The sequence below is a fragment of the Marinomonas algae genome (assembly GCF_047525555.1).
Lineage (GTDB): Bacteria > Pseudomonadota > Gammaproteobacteria > Pseudomonadales > Marinomonadaceae > Marinomonas.
In genome coordinates this window covers 69,661-88,388 of sequence record NZ_JBLIXK010000011.1, presented here as the reverse complement: position 1 = coordinate 88,388, position 18,728 = coordinate 69,661, and the positions used below count along the sequence as shown (strand labels likewise).

17 protein-coding genes and 1 other RNA gene are annotated in these 18,728 nt (G+C 43.2%); all 18 read right to left on the bottom strand.

Annotation, left to right across the window (positions count from 1 at the left end; translation table 11 throughout):
* Nucleotides 1-6 precede the first annotated feature (6 nt).
* Complete coding sequence (locus ACMUMQ_RS13585; protein ID WP_414682517.1) at nucleotides 7-1,350, bottom strand: UDP-N-acetylmuramoyl-tripeptide--D-alanyl-D-alanine ligase; 1,344 nt, start codon at nucleotides 1,348-1,350, stop codon at nucleotides 7-9.
* Nucleotides 1,340-2,809: a UDP-N-acetylmuramoyl-L-alanyl-D-glutamate--2,6-diaminopimelate ligase gene (locus ACMUMQ_RS13580; protein ID WP_414682516.1), complete on the bottom strand. Its 1,470-nt coding sequence runs from the start codon at nucleotides 2,807-2,809 to the stop codon at nucleotides 1,340-1,342. The genes ACMUMQ_RS13585 and ACMUMQ_RS13580 overlap by 11 nt, the downstream gene beginning before the upstream one ends.
* Nucleotides 2,810-4,576 (bottom strand): peptidoglycan D,D-transpeptidase FtsI family protein, encoded by a 1,767-nt coding sequence (locus ACMUMQ_RS13575; RefSeq protein WP_414682515.1) that lies wholly within the window; start codon nucleotides 4,574-4,576, stop codon nucleotides 2,810-2,812. It abuts the gene before it with no gap.
* Nucleotides 4,573-4,851 carry a cell division protein FtsL gene (ftsL, locus tag ACMUMQ_RS13570; protein ID WP_414682514.1) on the bottom strand — a complete coding sequence of 93 codons (279 nt, stop codon included), beginning with the start codon at nucleotides 4,849-4,851 and terminating at the stop codon, nucleotides 4,573-4,575. The genes ACMUMQ_RS13575 and ftsL overlap by 4 nt, the downstream gene beginning before the upstream one ends.
* Complete coding sequence (gene rsmH / locus ACMUMQ_RS13565; RefSeq protein WP_414682513.1) at nucleotides 4,844-5,782, bottom strand: 16S rRNA (cytosine(1402)-N(4))-methyltransferase RsmH; 939 nt, start codon at nucleotides 5,780-5,782, stop codon at nucleotides 4,844-4,846. Before rsmH ends, ftsL begins: the two co-directional genes overlap by 8 nt.
* Nucleotides 5,779-6,234 carry a division/cell wall cluster transcriptional repressor MraZ gene (gene mraZ / locus ACMUMQ_RS13560; RefSeq protein ID WP_317004256.1) on the bottom strand — a complete coding sequence of 152 codons (456 nt, stop codon included), beginning with the start codon at nucleotides 6,232-6,234 and terminating at the stop codon, nucleotides 5,779-5,781. Before mraZ ends, rsmH begins: the two co-directional genes overlap by 4 nt.
* A 294-nt stretch (nucleotides 6,235-6,528) precedes the next feature.
* Nucleotides 6,529-6,877: RNase P RNA component class A (gene rnpB / locus ACMUMQ_RS13555), an RNA gene on the bottom strand.
* Between the two features lie 74 nt (nucleotides 6,878-6,951).
* Nucleotides 6,952-8,259, bottom strand: a complete 1,308-nt coding sequence (locus ACMUMQ_RS13550) for a HAMP domain-containing sensor histidine kinase (RefSeq protein ID WP_414682512.1) — start codon at nucleotides 8,257-8,259, stop codon at nucleotides 6,952-6,954.
* Nucleotides 8,260-8,265: 6 nt separating this feature from the next.
* The gene (locus ACMUMQ_RS13545) at nucleotides 8,266-8,964 is read right to left on the bottom strand and encodes a response regulator transcription factor (RefSeq protein ID WP_414682511.1); all 699 of its coding nucleotides are present in this window, start codon (nucleotides 8,962-8,964) and stop codon (nucleotides 8,266-8,268) included.
* 211 nt (nucleotides 8,965-9,175) lie between these two features.
* The gene (locus ACMUMQ_RS13540) at nucleotides 9,176-10,474 is read right to left on the bottom strand and encodes an adenylosuccinate synthase (protein WP_414682542.1); all 1,299 of its coding nucleotides are present in this window, start codon (nucleotides 10,472-10,474) and stop codon (nucleotides 9,176-9,178) included.
* A gap of 38 nt (nucleotides 10,475-10,512) precedes the next feature.
* The gene (locus ACMUMQ_RS13535; protein WP_414682510.1) at nucleotides 10,513-11,688 is read right to left on the bottom strand and encodes an ATP phosphoribosyltransferase regulatory subunit; all 1,176 of its coding nucleotides are present in this window, start codon (nucleotides 11,686-11,688) and stop codon (nucleotides 10,513-10,515) included.
* 12 nt (nucleotides 11,689-11,700) lie between these two features.
* Nucleotides 11,701-11,898 carry a DUF2065 family protein gene (locus tag ACMUMQ_RS13530; RefSeq protein ID WP_414682509.1) on the bottom strand — a complete coding sequence of 66 codons (198 nt, stop codon included), beginning with the start codon at nucleotides 11,896-11,898 and terminating at the stop codon, nucleotides 11,701-11,703.
* Between the two features lie 115 nt (nucleotides 11,899-12,013).
* A complete protein-coding gene (gene hflC, locus ACMUMQ_RS13525) occupies nucleotides 12,014-12,895 on the bottom strand; it encodes a protease modulator HflC (RefSeq protein WP_317004260.1) in 882 nt (293 codons plus the stop codon).
* Entirely contained in the window at nucleotides 12,895-14,142 is a 1,248-nt protein-coding gene (gene hflK / locus ACMUMQ_RS13520) for an FtsH protease activity modulator HflK (RefSeq protein ID WP_414682508.1), read from the bottom strand. The genes hflC and hflK overlap by 1 nt, the downstream gene beginning before the upstream one ends.
* A 39-nt stretch (nucleotides 14,143-14,181) precedes the next feature.
* The gene (hflX, locus tag ACMUMQ_RS13515) at nucleotides 14,182-15,471 is read right to left on the bottom strand and encodes a ribosome rescue GTPase HflX (protein WP_414682507.1); all 1,290 of its coding nucleotides are present in this window, start codon (nucleotides 15,469-15,471) and stop codon (nucleotides 14,182-14,184) included.
* Between the two features lie 35 nt (nucleotides 15,472-15,506).
* Nucleotides 15,507-15,752, bottom strand: a complete 246-nt coding sequence (gene hfq / locus ACMUMQ_RS13510; protein WP_317004263.1) for an RNA chaperone Hfq — start codon at nucleotides 15,750-15,752, stop codon at nucleotides 15,507-15,509.
* An 89-nt stretch (nucleotides 15,753-15,841) separates the two neighbouring features.
* Nucleotides 15,842-16,774, bottom strand: coding sequence for a tRNA (adenosine(37)-N6)-dimethylallyltransferase MiaA (miaA, locus tag ACMUMQ_RS13505; protein WP_414682506.1), 933 nt, complete (start codon nucleotides 16,772-16,774; stop codon nucleotides 15,842-15,844).
* Nucleotide 16,775: 1 nt separating this feature from the next.
* On the bottom strand, nucleotides 16,776-18,695 hold the full coding sequence (gene mutL, locus ACMUMQ_RS13500) for a DNA mismatch repair endonuclease MutL (protein ID WP_414682505.1): 1,920 nt from the start codon (nucleotides 18,693-18,695) through the stop codon (nucleotides 16,776-16,778).
* Between the last annotated feature and the right edge of the window lie 33 nt (nucleotides 18,696-18,728).

The window sequence follows — 18,728 nt, the reverse complement described above, 5'->3', positions numbered from 1 at the left end:
TCCTAATTATTTTAATGCTTCAATAACATTTTCCATTTTAGCGGAGCGAGAGCCCTTCACTAAAATGGCGTGATTTCTTCCAAGCGAACAAACTAACGCTGCCGCTTCCTCATGTGAATTACACAACTTTGCATCACCGCCCTTTTCCATAAAAGCAGTTCCTGCCACGCCTGCAACGGCACCAACACAAATCAAACAAGAAATACCTTTTTCTTTAGCGTATAAACCTAGATCTCGATGGACGGCTTCCTGTCGTTCGCCAAGCTCTCCTAACGCCCCCAAAATCAGCCATGTTTTATCAACTGACTGCATAGCAAGCACATCAATTGCGGCCTCTACAGATGTTGGGCTGGCATTGTAACAATCATTAATTAAGAGAGCTTCATTTTTTGTTCTAAGGCGCTCTAATCGCCCAGAAACATGCACTGGAGATGCCAATTTTTGCACCGCATCATGGTAACTCATGCCAGTTGCTATTAAAGCCAATACAACTGCCATACCATTGGCAATTTGATGTTTACCTGCACTTGCTATAAATACAGACAGCACTTCACCTTGATAGCAAAACTTTGCCTGACTAGATTCAGCGTTTAACTCTAAGTCAAAAGCATAAAGATCCGCAGACTCACCGAAACCAAAAGACAAAACAGGACGCGAACCAGCCAACTCACACCAATAAGGATAAAAACCATCATCAGAATTTAGAATGATCGTCGCATCAGGGTGAGCGCCAGAGATCAAACACCCTTTTTCCTTAGCAATGCCCTCAAGATTCCCAAAACCTTCAAAGTGGCTACCACTTGCATTGGTTAAAATCACCACATCTGGAAAAGCAATCTCAGCCAATCGCTCAATTTCACCTGGAATACTGGTTCCCGTTTCTACCACAGCAACATCATGAAAAGACGCTAAACCTAACAAAGTTTGCGGCACACCTATTTGATTGTTCAAATTGGCCTGCGTTTTTAACACTTTTTGATCGGTAAAGGATTGTGCCAACCAATCTTTTACAGTTGTTTTACCATTACTGCCTGTAATACAAACAACTGGCCCTTTAAAAGCGTCTCGTACCAAGCGCGCAATACGTCCATACGCAACTTTAGTGTCTGTTACTTTGACATAAGATTCGACATCCACATCACGATCAACCAACACGCCAACCGCACCAGAATTCATCGCAGCGGCAGCATAGTCATGACCATCAAAACGCTCACCTTTTAATGCGACAAACAAACAACCATTCGATATTTTTCGAGTATCTGTTACTACCAACTGAATGCTTTGATTCGGGCCAACCAACTCACCATTACAAGCCGCCGCGATATCTGCCAGGGTAAGATCAACCAACATAAGCTTCCAACGCCTTTAAGGCTTCCTCTTTATCATCGAAATGGTGCTTCACACCCTGAATATCCTGATAGTTTTCATGTCCTTTACCAGCAATAAGAATCACATCGTTTACATCAGCAGTGGCAATCGCTTTGCTAATTGCCACACGACGGTCAGGTTCAAGACAGAACCTCTTATCATCAGATTCAGTTTCCGATAAAACATCAGAAAAAATTTGCTCCATTGACTCTGTTCTTGGGTTGTCAGATGTTAACCAAACATAATCTGCATTAGACAATGCCGCCGACATCATCAAAGGCCGTTTACCTCTATCGCGATCACCGCCGCAACCGAAAACACAAATAAGCCGACCATTGGTATGTTCTTTTACTGCTTGCAATGCAACCACCAATGCATCAGAGGTATGAGCGAAATCCACAACAACAAGAGGAGCACCGGCCACTTCTACTTTATCCATTCGACCTGGCGCGCCTCGCAATTTCGACAAACCTTCGATAAGAAGCGCTTTATCGCTCGTTTGGTACCAAAGGCTCGCCAAAGCTGCCAAGGCATTTTGCACATTAAAGCGCCCCAACAAAGGAAGCTCGACATAGCTTTCCCCTTCAGGGTGGCACAGCACAAAACGAAAACCAGAAGCATCAAGCACTAGATCCTTTGCGTAAAAATCCGCCAATGCATTTTCAGCACTGTAATAATGACAACTCGAATTCAACGCGGCTTTTGTCATAAAAGTAGCGTATTCATCATCAAGACAGAAAACAGAATGAGTCAGCGTTGGAAAAGTAAATAAACGCTGTTTGGCCAAAGCATAAGAGTGCATATCACCATGATAATCAAGGTGATCGCGAGACAGATTTGAAAACACAGCTGTTTGAAAAGGAACCCCTTCAATTCGCCCTTGATCCAAAGCGTGCGAAGACGCCTCAAAAGCAACAAACTCCACACCAGAGTCAGCCATTTCAATGAGTGTTCGATGAAGAGACAATAAATCTGGAGTAGTTTGTTTCGCCTCTTGCAGATTATCTAATGCGCCAACACCGAAAGTTCCCACCAAGCCGCTCTTTAAACCAGAATACTGTGCCAGCTGCGCCATATAGAAACAAATAGACGACTTGCCATTGGTACCTGTAACAGCCACCATTTGCTTAGGCATAGCACCAAAAAACTGCTGTAAAGAAGCGACTAAAAGTTTGGCAGGATCTTCAACCAAGATAAGCTCAATTTTGTCATGATGCAAATCTATATTATTCGGAACAACAGCAACGCGACAGCCAAGAGAAGCAACATTATCTAAGTAGTCCCAGCCATTAGAGTTCACTCCCGGTAAAGCAAAAAAGACCGTATCTTCATTTACTTTTCGGCTATCTGTTTCAACAAGATTATAAAACGCAGAATGCGAGTTATCTCCAATGGAGAAACCCGCTAAAGTAAGTAACTGCTCATGAGAGAATTGGACCATTTAACCACCTTGTACGACTTGAAGAGGGACAGTTTTCTTCGGCTCCAAACGTACTTCTCTAAGACCTTCCGGTAAGTCAGGGTAAATATTCAATGTTGTCAAAGCCCCTTCCATGACTCGAGAAAATACTGGCGCCGCCACTTCACCGCCGTAATATTCTCGCCCTTTAGGATCATTTATCATGACAACCATGGCTAAGCGTGGATTAGACGCTGGGGCAACACCAGCAAACAAGGCAATGTATTGATCATATTCATAACCTTTCGAGCCAACTTTGTGAACCGTACCTGTTTTTCCCGCCACTCGGTAACCTGGAATCTGAGCCGCTTTACCAGACCCTTTTTGAACAACAGCTTCCATCATTTTGACCACATCTTTGGCGACCTTACGAGGAATCACTTGCTTACCATTAGCAGGAGAATCTTGTTTAAAAAGCGTCACAGGAACACGATAGCCATCGTTCGCTAATGTCATGTAAGCCTGTGCCAACTGCAAAGTCGATACAGACAAACCATAACCATAAGACAAGGTTGCAATTTCAGATGGATGCCATTTAGGGTGCGACGGAAGCACACCAGACGCTTCACCTGGGAAACCTATTCCTACAGGAGAGCCGATACCAAGCTCATAATCCATATTCCATATAGCATCTTGAGGCAAAGAAAGTGCTATTTTTGAAGCACCAACGTTACTCGACTTAATGAGCAGTTTCTCAAAATCCATATCACCGTAGTTAGTCGCATCACGGATAGTAAAGCGGCCAAAACGCAAATAACCTGGCGACGTATTAATCGTCGTTTCCGTGGTGTATTGCCCAGACATCAGAGCCGTTGCAATAGTAAAAGGCTTCATAGTTGAACCAGGTTCAAACAAATCAATTACCGCTCGATTTCGTAACTCTTCGTATTCCAGCTTAGATCTATCATTCGGGTTATAAGAAGGCTGATTAACCATCGCCAAAATCTCTCCCGTTTTTACATCTAGAATAACGGCAGACGCAGAAGTTGCACGATGCTCAGTTACTGCTGCTTTTAACTCTCGATAAGCCAAATATTGCAGTCTAAGATCGACACTCAACTCTATATTTTCACCAGGGTGCTCTGTCTCATCAACACCGATTCCGCGAATGATATTTCCTGAAAGATCCTTAACATAACTGCGACGTCCCGGCTCACCTTGCAATGCTCGGTTATACGCCAATTCGATCCCTTCTTGGCCTTTATCATCAATATTGGTAAAGCCAACCACATGGGAAGCCACCTCACCAGCAGGATAAAAGCGCTTATATTCTTTCGTTTTTGTAACACCGACCACTTTCGCAGCCATGATAGCGTCCGCCTCATGAGGCGAAATTTGACGACGCAAATACATAAAAGAGCGTTTTTTGTTTGCTTCGAATTTTTCTTGCAACCAAGCACGCCCAACGCCCATTACTTCGGCAAGGCGAGTAATTTCTTGCTCTGGCCCAGAGTTCGTAGATGGATCACGCTCTAGTTTCCAAAGCGCTCTAGGGTTAGCCACTACCGTCCAAGTAGGCGTACTAACCGCCAAAGGCTCGCCACGACGATCTAAAATCATGCCACGAGTAGCTGGAATCGATTCTGTTCTTACCGCTCTAATTTCACCTTGGTTCTGTAAAAAATCTCTATCAACAACCGTCAGGTAAAAGAGTCGCCCGCCCGCGACAAGAAACAACATCAGAGCGATAAGATAAACAAATCTAAAGCGCCATTTGGCTGGGGTGTAAACACTATTTTCAGTACTCATGGTTTTACTATTACCAATTCATCCGGTGAAGGTGAGTGCATATTTAAATTTCTAATTGCCGACTGTTCTAAACGGCTCGGCTGAGTGAGAGCACTTTGTTCAAGTAACAACTGCCCCCATTTCACTTCGTAATCCACTTCGCTTTGCTTCAATGCTTGAAGGTAAGAAAAGTTTTTTCTGAAGTCGTAAACTTGAATAACGACCGCTACAGAAACGATCGCCAACATCAAAACACAGGCGATAAATATCAAAGGCGAAAAAGTCGGCCTAATCACTTACTCGCTCCAAGACTCTTAACACCGCGCTTCGAGACCGAACATTCTCACTCACTTCAGATTGAGACGGCTTAATGGCCTTCCCTACTGTTTTAAATTTGATGTTGAGATGTGCATTCTGAATAGGTAAATGCCTTGGCAACTCAGGCCCTTTGGCTTTTAACTTCATAAAGCGTTTAACAATACGATCTTCAAGAGAATGGAAACTGATGACAGCCAATCGTCCGCCAACTTTTAAGGCTTCGGCAGCAGCATCAAGCCCTAACTCCAAATCACCAAGTTCGTTATTGATGTAAATACGAATACCCTGAAAAGCTCGAGTCGCAGGATTTTTGCCTTTCTCCCACGCAGGATTGGCTTCAGCTACGATTTTCGATAATTGAAGGGTGGTTAAAATAGGTGTGTGTGCACGGTATTCACAAATGGCTTTTGCAATACGACGAGAGAATCGTTCTTCACCGTATTGATACATAACATCTGCAATCTCTTTTTCTTTTGCTACAGCGATCCACTCCGCTGCACTCATTCCCTCGTTAGGGTTCATACGCATATCAAGCGGGCCATCATTCATAAAACTAAAGCCGCGTTCAGCGTCATCAATTTGAGGTGAAGAAACCCCCAAATCCATCATCACACCGTCAACTCTATCCACTCCGAACACATTAGGAATTTGCGTCGCCATATTGGCAAAACTGTCTTGCACAATAGAAAAACGAGGATCTTCTTGCTCTAGCTGTTTACCATGCTCTATTGCCACAGGATCTTTATCAAAACCAAGCAAGCGACCTTCTTTCAGTCTATTTAGCACTAAACGAGTGTGCCCACCTCGGCCGAAAGTACCATCGACATAAAGGCCGTTCTCGTCAGTCACTAGCATATCGACGGACTCATGAAGCATGACGCTTATGTGTTCTGCCATCGTATTTGTCATAAAGAAATATCCATCATGGTTTCTATTTGTAGATCCTCAAGCGCGTCTTGAGCCAAGTAATCTTCACGTTGTGCTTCCCACTCTTCGTAGCTCCAGATCTCTAACTTCTTACCTTGACCAAGAATCGTGAGCTTTTTATCTAAGCGAGCAAACTCTCGAAGTGGCGCTGGCAACAAAATACGCCCTGCTTTATCCACCTCTAAATCTGTTGCATGACCAACAAGTAAACGCTGAAGCCGTCTGGCTTGAGGCTGAAATGTCGGCAACTTGTCTAATTTTTGTTGAATTAAATCCCACTCAGATAAGGGATAAAGCAACAAACATCTGGACACTGGATCAATTGTGACGACGACGCCTTCATCGTCGTATTGAGCTAATTCATCACGCAAACGTGCAGGGAGCGACATACGCCCCTTCACATCAACGCTTACTTGATGAATCCCTCTGAACACAATTAAATCCCACTTATAGACACTTTATCCCACAATTTAACACTTTTTTATCAAAATAGTAAAAAAATATTAGTAGAAAATAGAAAAACGGGGACAACGGATACTAAAACACCGCTAAAAAGCGGTGTTTTTATAAGTTTTTTCGTTTAAAGACAGTTAAATAGAAAAATCAGTAGAAAATTGAGAGTGAACAGAAAACACAGACACAAAAAAGCCGAAAGCAATATAAATTAGCCTTCTGACAATTAAAATTAGGGATTGGAGAAAAAAGATTTAAGACGGGAAGAGATAAAAATTGCAAGTTGGCCGATAAGCCGGGTTCTGTCATGGACAGTCATTCATCTAATCCGTACATCACTGCACGTCTCTAGCAACCTACCCGAACTCAGCGCGGGTCACGCCAAAGAGTTCCTATTTGGTCTTGCTTCAAGTGGGGTTTACCTTGCCACGAACTGTTACCAGTCGCGCGGTGCGCTCTTACCGCACCATTTCAACCTTACCGGCAGTAAACTGCTTAGGCGGTATATTTTCTGCTGCACTTTCCGTAGGCTCGCGCCCCCCAGGCGTTACCTGGCACTTTACCCTGCGAAGCCCGGACTTTCCTCCCCTCAATAAATTGAGCGGCGACTGCCTAGCCAACTTGCGAGGCGCATCTTACTTACCTAGTACAACAATAACAAGCTCTTTTTCTGACGACCGCAGAAAAAGCCAAGCCAATCATGCCACGGGCAATTGAAAACAAACTTCTAAACCACCTTCTTCGCGGTTTCGAGCTGAGATAGTTCCTTTATGGGCTCGAATGATACGCTGTGAAATAGTGAGCCCTACACCAAAACCACCACTATTTGCCTCACGCGCTTCAGATGACCTATAAAAGGCATGGAAGATTTTTTCCAGTTTATCCTCAGAAACACCTGGCCCGTTATCTCGAACATAGATAAAAGCAGAACCCGATTTTTCTTCAGTAACCACCTCAATCTCACCACCCTCACCTGCATAGAAACAGGCATTTCGCAGAACATTTTCTATCGCATGACGTAACTGAAGAGGATCGCCCAATATGGTTTTTGGAAAACGACCAGACTTGGTAACAGAGATCCCCTTCAACTGACTCTCAAAACTGACGTCGTCCACAATATCATCAAGCCATTCTTGAAAGTTCATTTGTTCTTTTAGAAGTGAAGCTGCCTCTAAACGACTCAAAGTTAACACTTGCCCGATCAATTCATCCAACTCATGTAACTCGGTACGAATCCGACATAAATAACCTTTTTGAGCTTCAATGGCGTATTTGTCTTCAGCAATTGTTAGGGCAACTTCAATGCGCGCTAAAGGAGTTCTTAGCTCATGAGACACATCTCGCATCAAACGCTCTTTAGATGATAAAAGCGTCTCAATACGAACGGCCATTTCATTAAATTCTTGAGCCAACTTACCAATCGCATCACGGCGTCGAGCTAATTTATCTTCCACCCTCGCCGTCATATCGCCTTGACCGAAAGAGCGCGCCACTCGTTGTAATTTAAGTAACGGACCCAAAAGCCAATAAGCCAACACACCGCTCGACACAAACAAACCCAACAAAGAAAACCCAACTACAGCTTCCGGCGCCAAAGAATCAATCTTTGGGTCTGGCTTAAAGATCAGCAGATATTGAACATTATTCCCACCAATCACCTGTATAAACTGACTATGCAAAAAGTCAGCGGCTGGACGACTCGTTGAATCATTCGTATTTTGCTCTCTAAAATTACGAGGCAATGATTTAAGAAGCGGCCGACCATTTTCTTGATAAAGGTAAATCGTCCCAGACAACCTTTTTTCTGCTTTTTCGACTTCAGTCTCCAGAGACTTCAGCCCAAACTTTTCATACCCTGCAACCAACTGAACACCAACATCTCCCAAGACATCCGCTGACACTTGATTGCGTTTCTGAATAAACTGCACCATCCCCAAGCCAATACTGACAACAACAATATTGGACAACAGCACAACAAGAAACACGCGTAGAAAAGTATTCTTCATAAAAGCTTAAGCGCCTTGCTCATTTGATACAAAAATATAGCCAACACCACGAACCGTCTTAATTCTAGGGTCGCCCGTTTCTAAATTACCAATTTTCTTACGCAAATTACTAATATGCATATCCAAACTACGATCATACATAGTTAATTTACGACCAAGCGCTTTTTCTGAAAGCTCTTGTTTTGTTAATACTTGACCTGGCGCCATCAACATACACTCTAATAATGTGTACTCAGATGTTGTCAGCTCAACCAATTCACCTTCCAGATAAACCGTACGATCTTTGCGGCGCAACAAAACACCAGACAAATCGATATCTGCCGTTGGATCATCTTCACGCTCTTGGCTTGCACGACGCAAGATTGCTTTAATACGTGCCAACAATTCTCTCGGATTAAATGGTTTAGACAAATAATCATCTGCTCCCATTTCCAGTCCAAGAATACGATCAATATCATCGCCTTTTGCGGTTAGCATAATAACGGGAACAGCACTCTTATTTCGAATTTGCTTTAATGTTTCGAAGCCATCTAGTTCAGGCATCATCACATCCAGAATGATAATATCTGGCATATCTGCTGCCATTAACTCTAGCGCCTCACGACCATTCCAAGCGTGGGCCACTTCATAACCTTCACCATCAAAGTATTCTTTAATTAAATCCGATAAACGAGCATCATCATCAGCAAGTAATAACTTTACCATCACTCTTCCCTCTTATTTTTTCAATTATTTAGTAGGCAGTTAGATCGCCGTAAATTCAATTGTAAATATTACCTTAGCAGCGAATAAACTCGTCCCCCTCTTTTCACTCTATTTACAAAGAATACTAATATGATGAACTTAACAGACCACTAAAAACAAAAAAGCCGCAATAAAGCGGCTTTTATAATCATTACAAACGACTTTTAATCAATTATTGATTAAAAGGGTCGCGGATAACGATCGTCTCATTTCGATCTGGACCAGTAGAAATAATATCTACAGGAACGCCAACTTGCTCTTCTAGGAAACGAATGTAGTCTTGAGCATTTTTAGGCAATGCTTCGAAGTTTTCCGCACCAACTGTGGATTCAGTCCAACCAGGCAACTCAACATAAACAGGCTTCGCTTGCTCGTAACCTTCACTATCAACAAGTGAACCAGCAACCGGCTTACCTTCTGCATCTGTATAAGACACACAAACCTTGATTACTGAAGAACCATCTAGTACGTCAAGTTTAGTCAAACACATGCCAGATACTGAGTTAATTTGAACCGCATGACGCAAAGCAACAGCATCAAACCAACCACAGCGACGAGAACGACCCGTTGTCGCACCAAATTCATGGCCGCGAGTACCTAAGCGCTCACCATCTTCATCAAACAATTCTGTTGGGAAAGGACCAGAACCAACACGTGTTGTGTAGGCTTTCGTAATACCCAATACATAATCCAAGTACAAAGGACCAAAACCAGTACCAGCAGGCGCGCCGCCAGCAGTAGTGTTAGATGATGTAACGTATGGATAAGTACCGTGGTCAACATCCAACAATGAACCTTGAGCACCTTCAAACATAATATTCGCGCCGGACTTGCGCAAATCATGCAGTAGAGTAATTGTATCGGCAACCATTGGACGCAAGAACTCTGCCATTTCTAGACCAGCAGCGTAAACCTCATCATAAGAAATTGGCTCAACTTTGTGATACTGAGTTAGTACAAAGTTGTAGTATTCAAGCACTTCTTTAAGCTTGCTTGCAAAGCGCTCAGAATCTAGCAAATCGCCAACACGAATAGCACGTCGCGCTACTTTATCTTCATAAGCAGGCCCGATACCACGACCAGTTGTACCGATTTTCTTTTCGCCTTTAGCAAGCTCACGAGCCTGATCAATAGCAATGTGGTAAGGAAGAATCAAAGGACAAGCCGCACTGATTTTCAAGCGATCTACAGCAGGAACACCTTGCTCAAGAAGCTCAAGCACTTCTTTCTGCAACGCTTCAGGCGATAGCACAACACCATTACCAATAATGCATTGAACACCTTCACGCAAAATACCTGATGGTATTAAATGCAAAACTGTTTTCTTACCATCGATAACCAAGGTATGACCAGCGTTGTGTCCACCTTGAAAACGCACTACCGCAGCAACGTCTTCAGTCAACAAATCAACAACTTTACCTTTACCTTCATCACCCCATTGAGTGCCTAGAATAACAACATTTTTACCCATAATTTCAGGTCTCATTTAGATAGTTCTTAAAGAAAGTTCTAGTTTTTAATTGGCACTAACTGCCAAACACCGTCAACAAAATCCAGCTTAAACTCTGCTTCACTTGAATAAAGGTCGTCTAAAACCTCAACGACGCGATAGCCTTCCGCGCGCAAAGTGTTAATTTTCTGCCAAAGTGCGTCACTTGTACAAACAGGCGACAAAACCATTTTTGCTTTATCTACCACAACATCAGTTAAGGCTACTAAGGCCTTCACATCGGTACTAAAGCCTGTAGCTGGACGAGATCGACCAAAAACCTGACCGATATTATTGTATCGCCCACCTCGGGCTATGGCATTACCATGACCAGGAACATAAGCAGCAAAAACAACGCCAGTGTGATAACTATAAGAAACCAAATCGCTTAAGTCGAAATGCAAACCCACTTTTGGAAAACGCTGACAAACAACATTACTCAAGGTTTCCAACAATGCAATTGCACCATCAATTGAGTCACTTACACCACTCAATAATGTCGTTGCTCGCTCTAATACTTCTTTACCGCCACATAAACGAGGCAAACCAACCAACCATTGCTTTTGTTGATCAGGTAAAGACAATCCTTCTACAAATCGATCAAGTTCAGGTAAGTCTTTGGTTTTATACAACTCAATTAACTTACCTTCATCTGTTTTATCAAGATGACAAGCAGCAAGCACGCCACTAACAACATCTACATGCCCTAAATCAAGGACAAGATTAGGAAGCCCAGCAGCGGAAAGCGTTTGCAACATCAAAGACAAAACTTCAATATCACTTTCAACACCACCATGACCATAAATTTCTGCGCCTAACTGAATAGGACTACGAGTACCATCTAATCCTGCGGGTACCGTTCTTAATACACTGCCACAATAACTCAATCGTTTAACACCCTCACCCTTTAGGCAATGAGCATCAATACGAGCCACTTGAGAAGTAAAATCGGCACGAATACCTAAAAGACGACCAGATAATTGGTCAATTACTTTAAAGGTTTCAATTTCTAGGTCTGAGCCTGCGCCTGTGAGAAGTGAATCCAGGTACTCTAAAAGAGGAGGTATTACTAGATGGTATCCCCAACTTTCATGGAGATTAAGCAGAGTTCTTCTAAGGTGTTCAATTTTAGCCGCCTGTACTGGCAACGCTTCATCGACTCCCTCAGGAAGCAACCAGCGATCTGCTAATGTCATTAAATTATCCTCTTAGCGTCGTGTCAGCAAAAGAAGTATTAACCCAAGAATCATACTAACCACACCCAGAATACGTAAATTAAAATCTGAGCTCACGATTGCTTTCTTCATTATTTCTCGCCATAGCTTTGGAGCGAGAAAAGGCAAAAAGCCCTCGACGATCAATAAAAGGCTGACGCCAACCAACAGCGACTGCAGCAATTCTTGCATAGATTCTCTTTATTTTGACCATTAAAAAACCGGGCCATGCCCGGTTTGCGTAATAGTACCATGTTTCCTATTTTAACAAATAGGCCTCATGTACGATTATTAATGAATATCCACTCTATTTGGCAGCACTATTTGTAGAGCTGTTCAAATATTTGAAGAATTCACTGTCTGGTTCTAGGACAAACAAGTCACTATTACCATTAAAGCTCTCACGGTATGCCTGAAGGCTACGGTAAAACTCGTAGAACTCAGGATCCTGCGTGTAAACGTTAGAGTAAATCGCTGCTGCTTTCGCATCACCATCACCACGAATCATTTCCGCGTCTCGCTGAGCTTCCGCTTCTAGTACAACTTGCTGACGATCTGCATCAGCACGTATACCTTCTGCAAGCTCCAAACCTTTCGATCTGTGCTCACGAGCTTCACGCTCACGCTCTGTTCTCATTCGCTGATAAACAGATTCACTTACATCTGGCGGAAGATCAATACGCTTAACACGTATATCAACAATCGAAATACCTAGCTCATTCTGAGCAACAATATTTAGATCATCACGCAATTCAGTCATTAACTGGTCACGTTCACCAGAGACAACTTCGTGCATGGTTCTTTCACCAAACTTATTTCTAAGCCCTGTGTCTACTCGAGAAGACAATACACGGTTAGCAACGATTTCATCACCAGATGTTGCCTGATAGAACTTAGCAACCGAATCGATTTTCCATTTCACGTAAGAATCAACAATAACCGCCTTTTTCTCTAGCGTTAAATAACGCTGAGGACGAGAATCCATTGTTAAAATTCGAGCATCGAATTTCTTAACTTCGTTCATGACAGGCAGTTTAAAGTGAAGGCCAGGCTGAACATCTTCCTGAACAATTTCACCAAATTTAAGCACTACTGCTCGTTCTGTTTCTTTCACAACGAACAACGTCTGTGAAGCAAACAAAATACCGAGAAGAACAACAAATAAAACTGAAAAAGAAAAGCTTTTCATTAGTTTCGGCCCTCTCTACGAACAGTGGAACTTTGACGTTTACGAATTTCTTCAATAACTTGATCCGTTAACGACCCGATATTTGTGGAACCAATCACACTAGAATCAGAAGATGCTGCACGCTGCTTCATTAATTGATCCAAAGGAAGGTACATCATGTTATTCCCACCTTCGGTGTCAACAACAACCTTGTTCACATCTTTGTAAACGGATTCCATCGTTTCGATATACAAACGACGACGAGTTACGTCAGGCGCTTTTGTATATTCACGGTATAAACGATCAAAACGATCTGCCTGACCACTTGCACGAGCTACGATTTCAGAGCGGTAAGCTTCAGCTTCCTCTCGAATACGTTGAGCACGACCACGAGCTTCAGGAATAATACCGTTAGCATAAGATTCTGCTTCATTACGTACACGCAACTCGTCTTCTTTTGCTTTGATTACGTCATCAAATGCTTCTTGAACTTGCGTTGGCGCTTGAGTGTTTTCAACGTTAACTTTTGAAATCAACAAACCAGTACCGTAAGCGCTGCTGTAATCTTGAATACGAGCTTTAACCTCTGTCGCCAACAACTCACGACCTTCCGTTAAAATTTGATCCATTTCAGAACTACCAACAACGTGACGAAGTGCACTTTCTGTAATCTGAGCCAAAGACTCTTCAGGGCTACGAACATTCACCAAAAAGTCTTTAGGCTCTTGAACGGAATACTGTACAGAAACACCCACTTCGACAATCGCATCATCAACCGTCAGCATTAATGCTTTGTGATCATGGGAACGAACTTTCGTTACATTCACTTTGCTCACACTGTCAATTAGCGGCGGATTCCAATGCAGCCCTGGCAAAACAGTAGAGTGATATTCACCTAAACGAAAAACAACACCACGTTCCTGCTGGTCAACCTGATAGATACCTGTTGTAGCCCATAGCGCACCAATAGCAATCAAAGCAATAGCAATCAAACTACCACCAAATTTGCCAGACATGCCTGAACCACCACCATTGGAGCCACCCGACTTACGAGTTTTCTTCACCCCAAACATATCCATCAACTTTCGAAAGGCTTCATCAAGATCTGGTGGTCCTTGTTCTTTCCCACCAGACGGACGACCCCAAGGATCATTGCTATTGTTGGTATCTTTATCACGACCTTCGTCAGGGCGCCCAGCACCATTATTACGGTTTTTATCTGGATTCCATGGGTCATTGTCGTTATTACCCGGTTCATTCCAGGCCATACTGCATCTCCACTTTATTTTAATGATAATCCGGTAAAACTATGCGGCAACTATCTGATCTTCAGACATGCCTGCACGAGCCAAAATCTGTAAATAATCTTTCTTAGGCAACTTAACTTCAAGTATAGAGTGCCCTTCTTCATCGAAACGCTCTGCCTTTACAGCGCCATGCTCAAAAAGCATTGCTCTGAGACGACCATATTTGTTTGACAAAGAAAGCGTCTCACTAAAAACGTCCTCCGCCAAAAGCTCTGCGATCGCTTGCTGCAACAAATCAAGCCCTCGCCCATCACGAGCAGACAACCAAACTCGATAAGGGTTCCCATCGGCGTCTCTATCTATACGAGGCTCACCGGTAGGAAGTGCATCAATTTTATTAAAAACTTTTAATGTTGGAACTTCGTTGGCACCAATTTCTTCCAGAACAGAGTCAACATGAGTCATATTTTCATCACGAGCAATGTCCGCAGCATCAACCACGTGCAACAACAAATCAGCCTCTGACGACTCTTTTAGTGTTGCCTGAAAGGCTTTGATCAAACGGTGAGGCAATTGACGAATAAACCCAACTGTATCCGCTAAAATAATGGTTCCAACTTGCTCAATATCTAAACGCCTTAACGTCGGATCCAAAGTCGCAAACAGCTGGTCAGCCGCATACACTTCCGCTCCAGTAACATGATTAAACAAGGTAGATTTGCCTGCGTTCGTATAGCCAACCAATGAAACCGTTGGTATTGCAGAACGGGAACGTGAGCGACGATTTTGATCTCGTTGAGAACCAACTTTATCCAATCGCTTTTGAATAGATTTAATTCGCTCTCGTAGCAAGCGTCGGTCAGTTTCAAGCTGAGTTTCACCCGGCCCACGCATACCTATACCGCCTTTCTGGCGCTCTAAGTGAGTCCAACCACGAATTAGGCGTGTTGACATATGCTGCAACTGAGCAAGCTCCACCTGCAACTTACCTTCATGGGTTCGTGCACGTTGAGCAAAGATATCCAAAATAAGTCCTGTGCGATCAAGCACACGACATTTTAAAATACTTTCTAGATTTCGTTCTTGAGAAGGTGATAAAGCATGATCAAAAAGCACAATTTCTGCTTCTTCTCGATCAACAATTTCTTTAATTTCTGCGAGTTTACCAGTACCGACAAAGTATCTAGCATCAGGACGCTGACGAGACCCCGAAACAACTGCAACAGGATCCGCGCCGGCGGAAATAGCAAGCTCAACAAACTCTTCTGGTCCATATGTTTCACCTTGAACATGAAAATCGATATGAACCAATACAGCTAGATCACCGCTATCAGGGCGTTCAAAAAACAATATAATATTCCTCTGTTTGTCTTAATGCAGACAAACTACTCAACATCATCTTCTGGTTGATCAGGAGATGGAACACGGATAGTACGAGAAGGCACAACAGTCGAAATTGCATGCTTATAAACCATTTGACTAACTGTATTCTTTAACAAAATGACGAATTGATCGAATGACTCAATTTGACCTTGAAGTTTAATTCCATTAACAAGAAAGATAGAAACAGGCACTCTTTCTTTGCGTAGAACATTTAGATAAGGGTCTTGTAATGATTGCCCTTTTGACATTGGAATCTCCTTAAGTATGCGTAAAATTTTAAATTAAATACCGATAAAACAATATTGTAGATACTACACCAAATTTTTAAGTATTTCCCCTATATAATCCTGCTTTCTATATAATTCAAGGCCTCTGAAACAAGATCTTTCGATAAACTATCGAAAATCATCAAATCCTCCCAACCTCGTAGCCAAGTTAGCTGTCTCTTCGCCAGTTGACGGGAAGCAACAACTCCCTTAAAGATAGCATCATCTAGAGAATCCACACCGTCCAAATGTTGCCACAGCTGTCGATAGCCAACACAACGCATAGAAGGCATGTCGATCGACAGGTCACCGCGGCGATAAAAACGTTCCACCTCCGCCAAAAAGCCCTGCTCCATCATTTCATCAAACCTTTGCTCAATCCGTTGATGAAGGATACTTCGCTCTTTGGGCATAACCGCCATATTAATCATTTCAAAGGGCATAGAAGCAGCTTCTTGCTCAGCCCAAAACTGCGTCATCGTCTTACCTGTCAAACGATACACTTCTATCGCTCTTTGCAATCTCTGAGGGTCGTTAGGGTGAATTCTAAGAGCTGCCTCAGGATCAATCGTTTGCAAATATTCATGCAAAGCTGGCCAGCCTTTTTCGGCTGCCTCTGCCTCTATTTCAGCTCGCACCTGAACATCAGCCGTCGGCATTTCCGCCAAGCCCTTCTGTAAAGCGTTAAAATACATCATGGTACCGCCGACAAGCAGAGGCGTTTTCCCTTTTGATACAATATCAGCAACTTCTTTAACAGCATCAGAGACAAAATCGGCCGCTGAATAGGACTCTAACGGATCAATAATGTCAATCAAACGATGAGGCGCCCTTGCTAATAAGTCGGCATCAGGTTTGGCCGTACCTATGTCCATTCCCTTGTAAACCAACGCCGAATCAACACTGATAATTTCATAATTGTGATGCTGAGCCAGCTCGACAGCCAACCCAGTTTTTCCTGAAGCCGTCGGCCCCATCAAACAAACCACATGCGGTTTTGCCATTTTATCGCCCTCTCAGAAAGAGTTTATCCAAGTCCGACATACTCAAATGCGCCCAAGTCGGCCGACCATGATTACATTGCCCGCTTCGCTCTGTCACTTCCATATCACGGAGCAAGCTGTTCATTTCGGTAATAGTTAACTTACGGTTTGCCCTAACAGCACCATGACAAGCCATAGAAGCCATCAACTCATTGGCTCGTGACTCCATAAGATCAGACACACCATTAGCAGACAAGTCACTAATCACATCCCGAACCAAACCTTCAACATCACCTCGAATCAAGATTACCGGAACTTCCCGAACCATGACGCTTTCTAATCCCGTTCTTTCTACTCTAAAACCAAAAGATTCAAAAACCTGCCCACTCTCTTCTACAAGATCCGCTTCACTTTGAGAAACAGAAACACTAATAGGCACCAATAAAGGCTGAGAGGCGATATTTTTTTGGTAAAACGCATTCTTCATTCGTTCATACACAATTCGCTCATGAGCTGCATGCATATCAACCAAAATCAAGCCCTGCTCACTCTCAGACAAAATATAAACGCCATGCAACTGAGCAACAGCAAAACCCAAAGGAGGAACCGCTTGATAATCCCCTTTATGCTCAAAAGCACTTAAATCAGTATTACTCCCTAACCCCAAGGAACTAGACGGAAGCACTTCTTTAATTTCACCCGTTTCAGGATCAATCTGCTCCGTTTGAGAAGCATATTCTTGCGCATATCCAGAAAGTCGCCCCATCCCTTCCAACTGCCCACGCACTTCGGATGAACCAAAAGAATTAGACGCAGGTCTCATCCAATCCATTCCCGCTGTCGCAGAGCGATTAGATAAAGGCAAAGCCGATTGCTCAGTGATTTCAGGTTCAGAACTTGCCGCCTCCTGAATACCGGTTGGCGCTGCATCCGATTCAGGGCGAACATCTGCAATGGCTTTGTGTATACGACTGAATAAAAAGTCATGCACTAAACGGCCATCACGAAAGCGCACTTCATGTTTCGTTGGATGCACATTCACATCCACTGTAGAAGGATCTAATTCAAGGTACAAAACAAAGGTAGGATGACGACCATTATATAAAACATCTCGATAAGCTTGGCGTACAGCATGTGCCACCAGCTTGTCTTTCACCACTCTTCCATTGACAAAAAAGTATTGTAGGTCTGCTTGAGAGCGTGAAAACGTCGGCAAACCAATCCACCCCCATAAACGCAAGCCTGCCGCTTCGACATCAAGAGTTAACGAGTTCTCTATGAACTTCTTACCCAACAAAGTCGCCAACCGATGCTCCGCATGAAGCTGGTCTGTCACAGGGCGTAAATCATAAACCTGCTTACCATTATGACTTAATCGAAAACCCGTCTCATAACGACTCAAGGCAAGGCGTTTCACCACTTCTTCTAAATGGCTAAACTCGGTTTTTTCTGTTCGCAAAAACTTACGACGAGCAGGTGTATTAAAAAACAAATCACGCACATCAATGGTTGTACCTTGAGGATGGGAAGCTGGACGAACCGCCGCCGCCATATCTTTTCCTTCTGCTTCAACACGCCAAGCTTCCGTTTCACCTTCCGCTTGAGACGTTAGATGCATTCGAGAGACAGAGCTAATACTCGCCAGTGCTTCACCACGAAACCCTAGCGTACGAACCGCCTCTAAATCATCAAGCGTAATTATTTTGCTAGTTGCATGGCGACTCAACGCCAAAGACAAATCATCTTTAACAATACCCGTGCCATTATCACGAATTTTAATACGGCGAACTCCGCCTTGCTCCACATCAATATCAAGCTGCGAAGCACCTGCATCCAGACTATTTTCAAGCAATTCTTTTACAACAGAAGCTGGACGCTCAACCACCTCACCCGCTGCAATTTGGTTCGCTAAACGCGGTGATAAAAGATTAATTCTTTTCATGAACGACCTTTAAATTGAAAAACTTTCGATTAA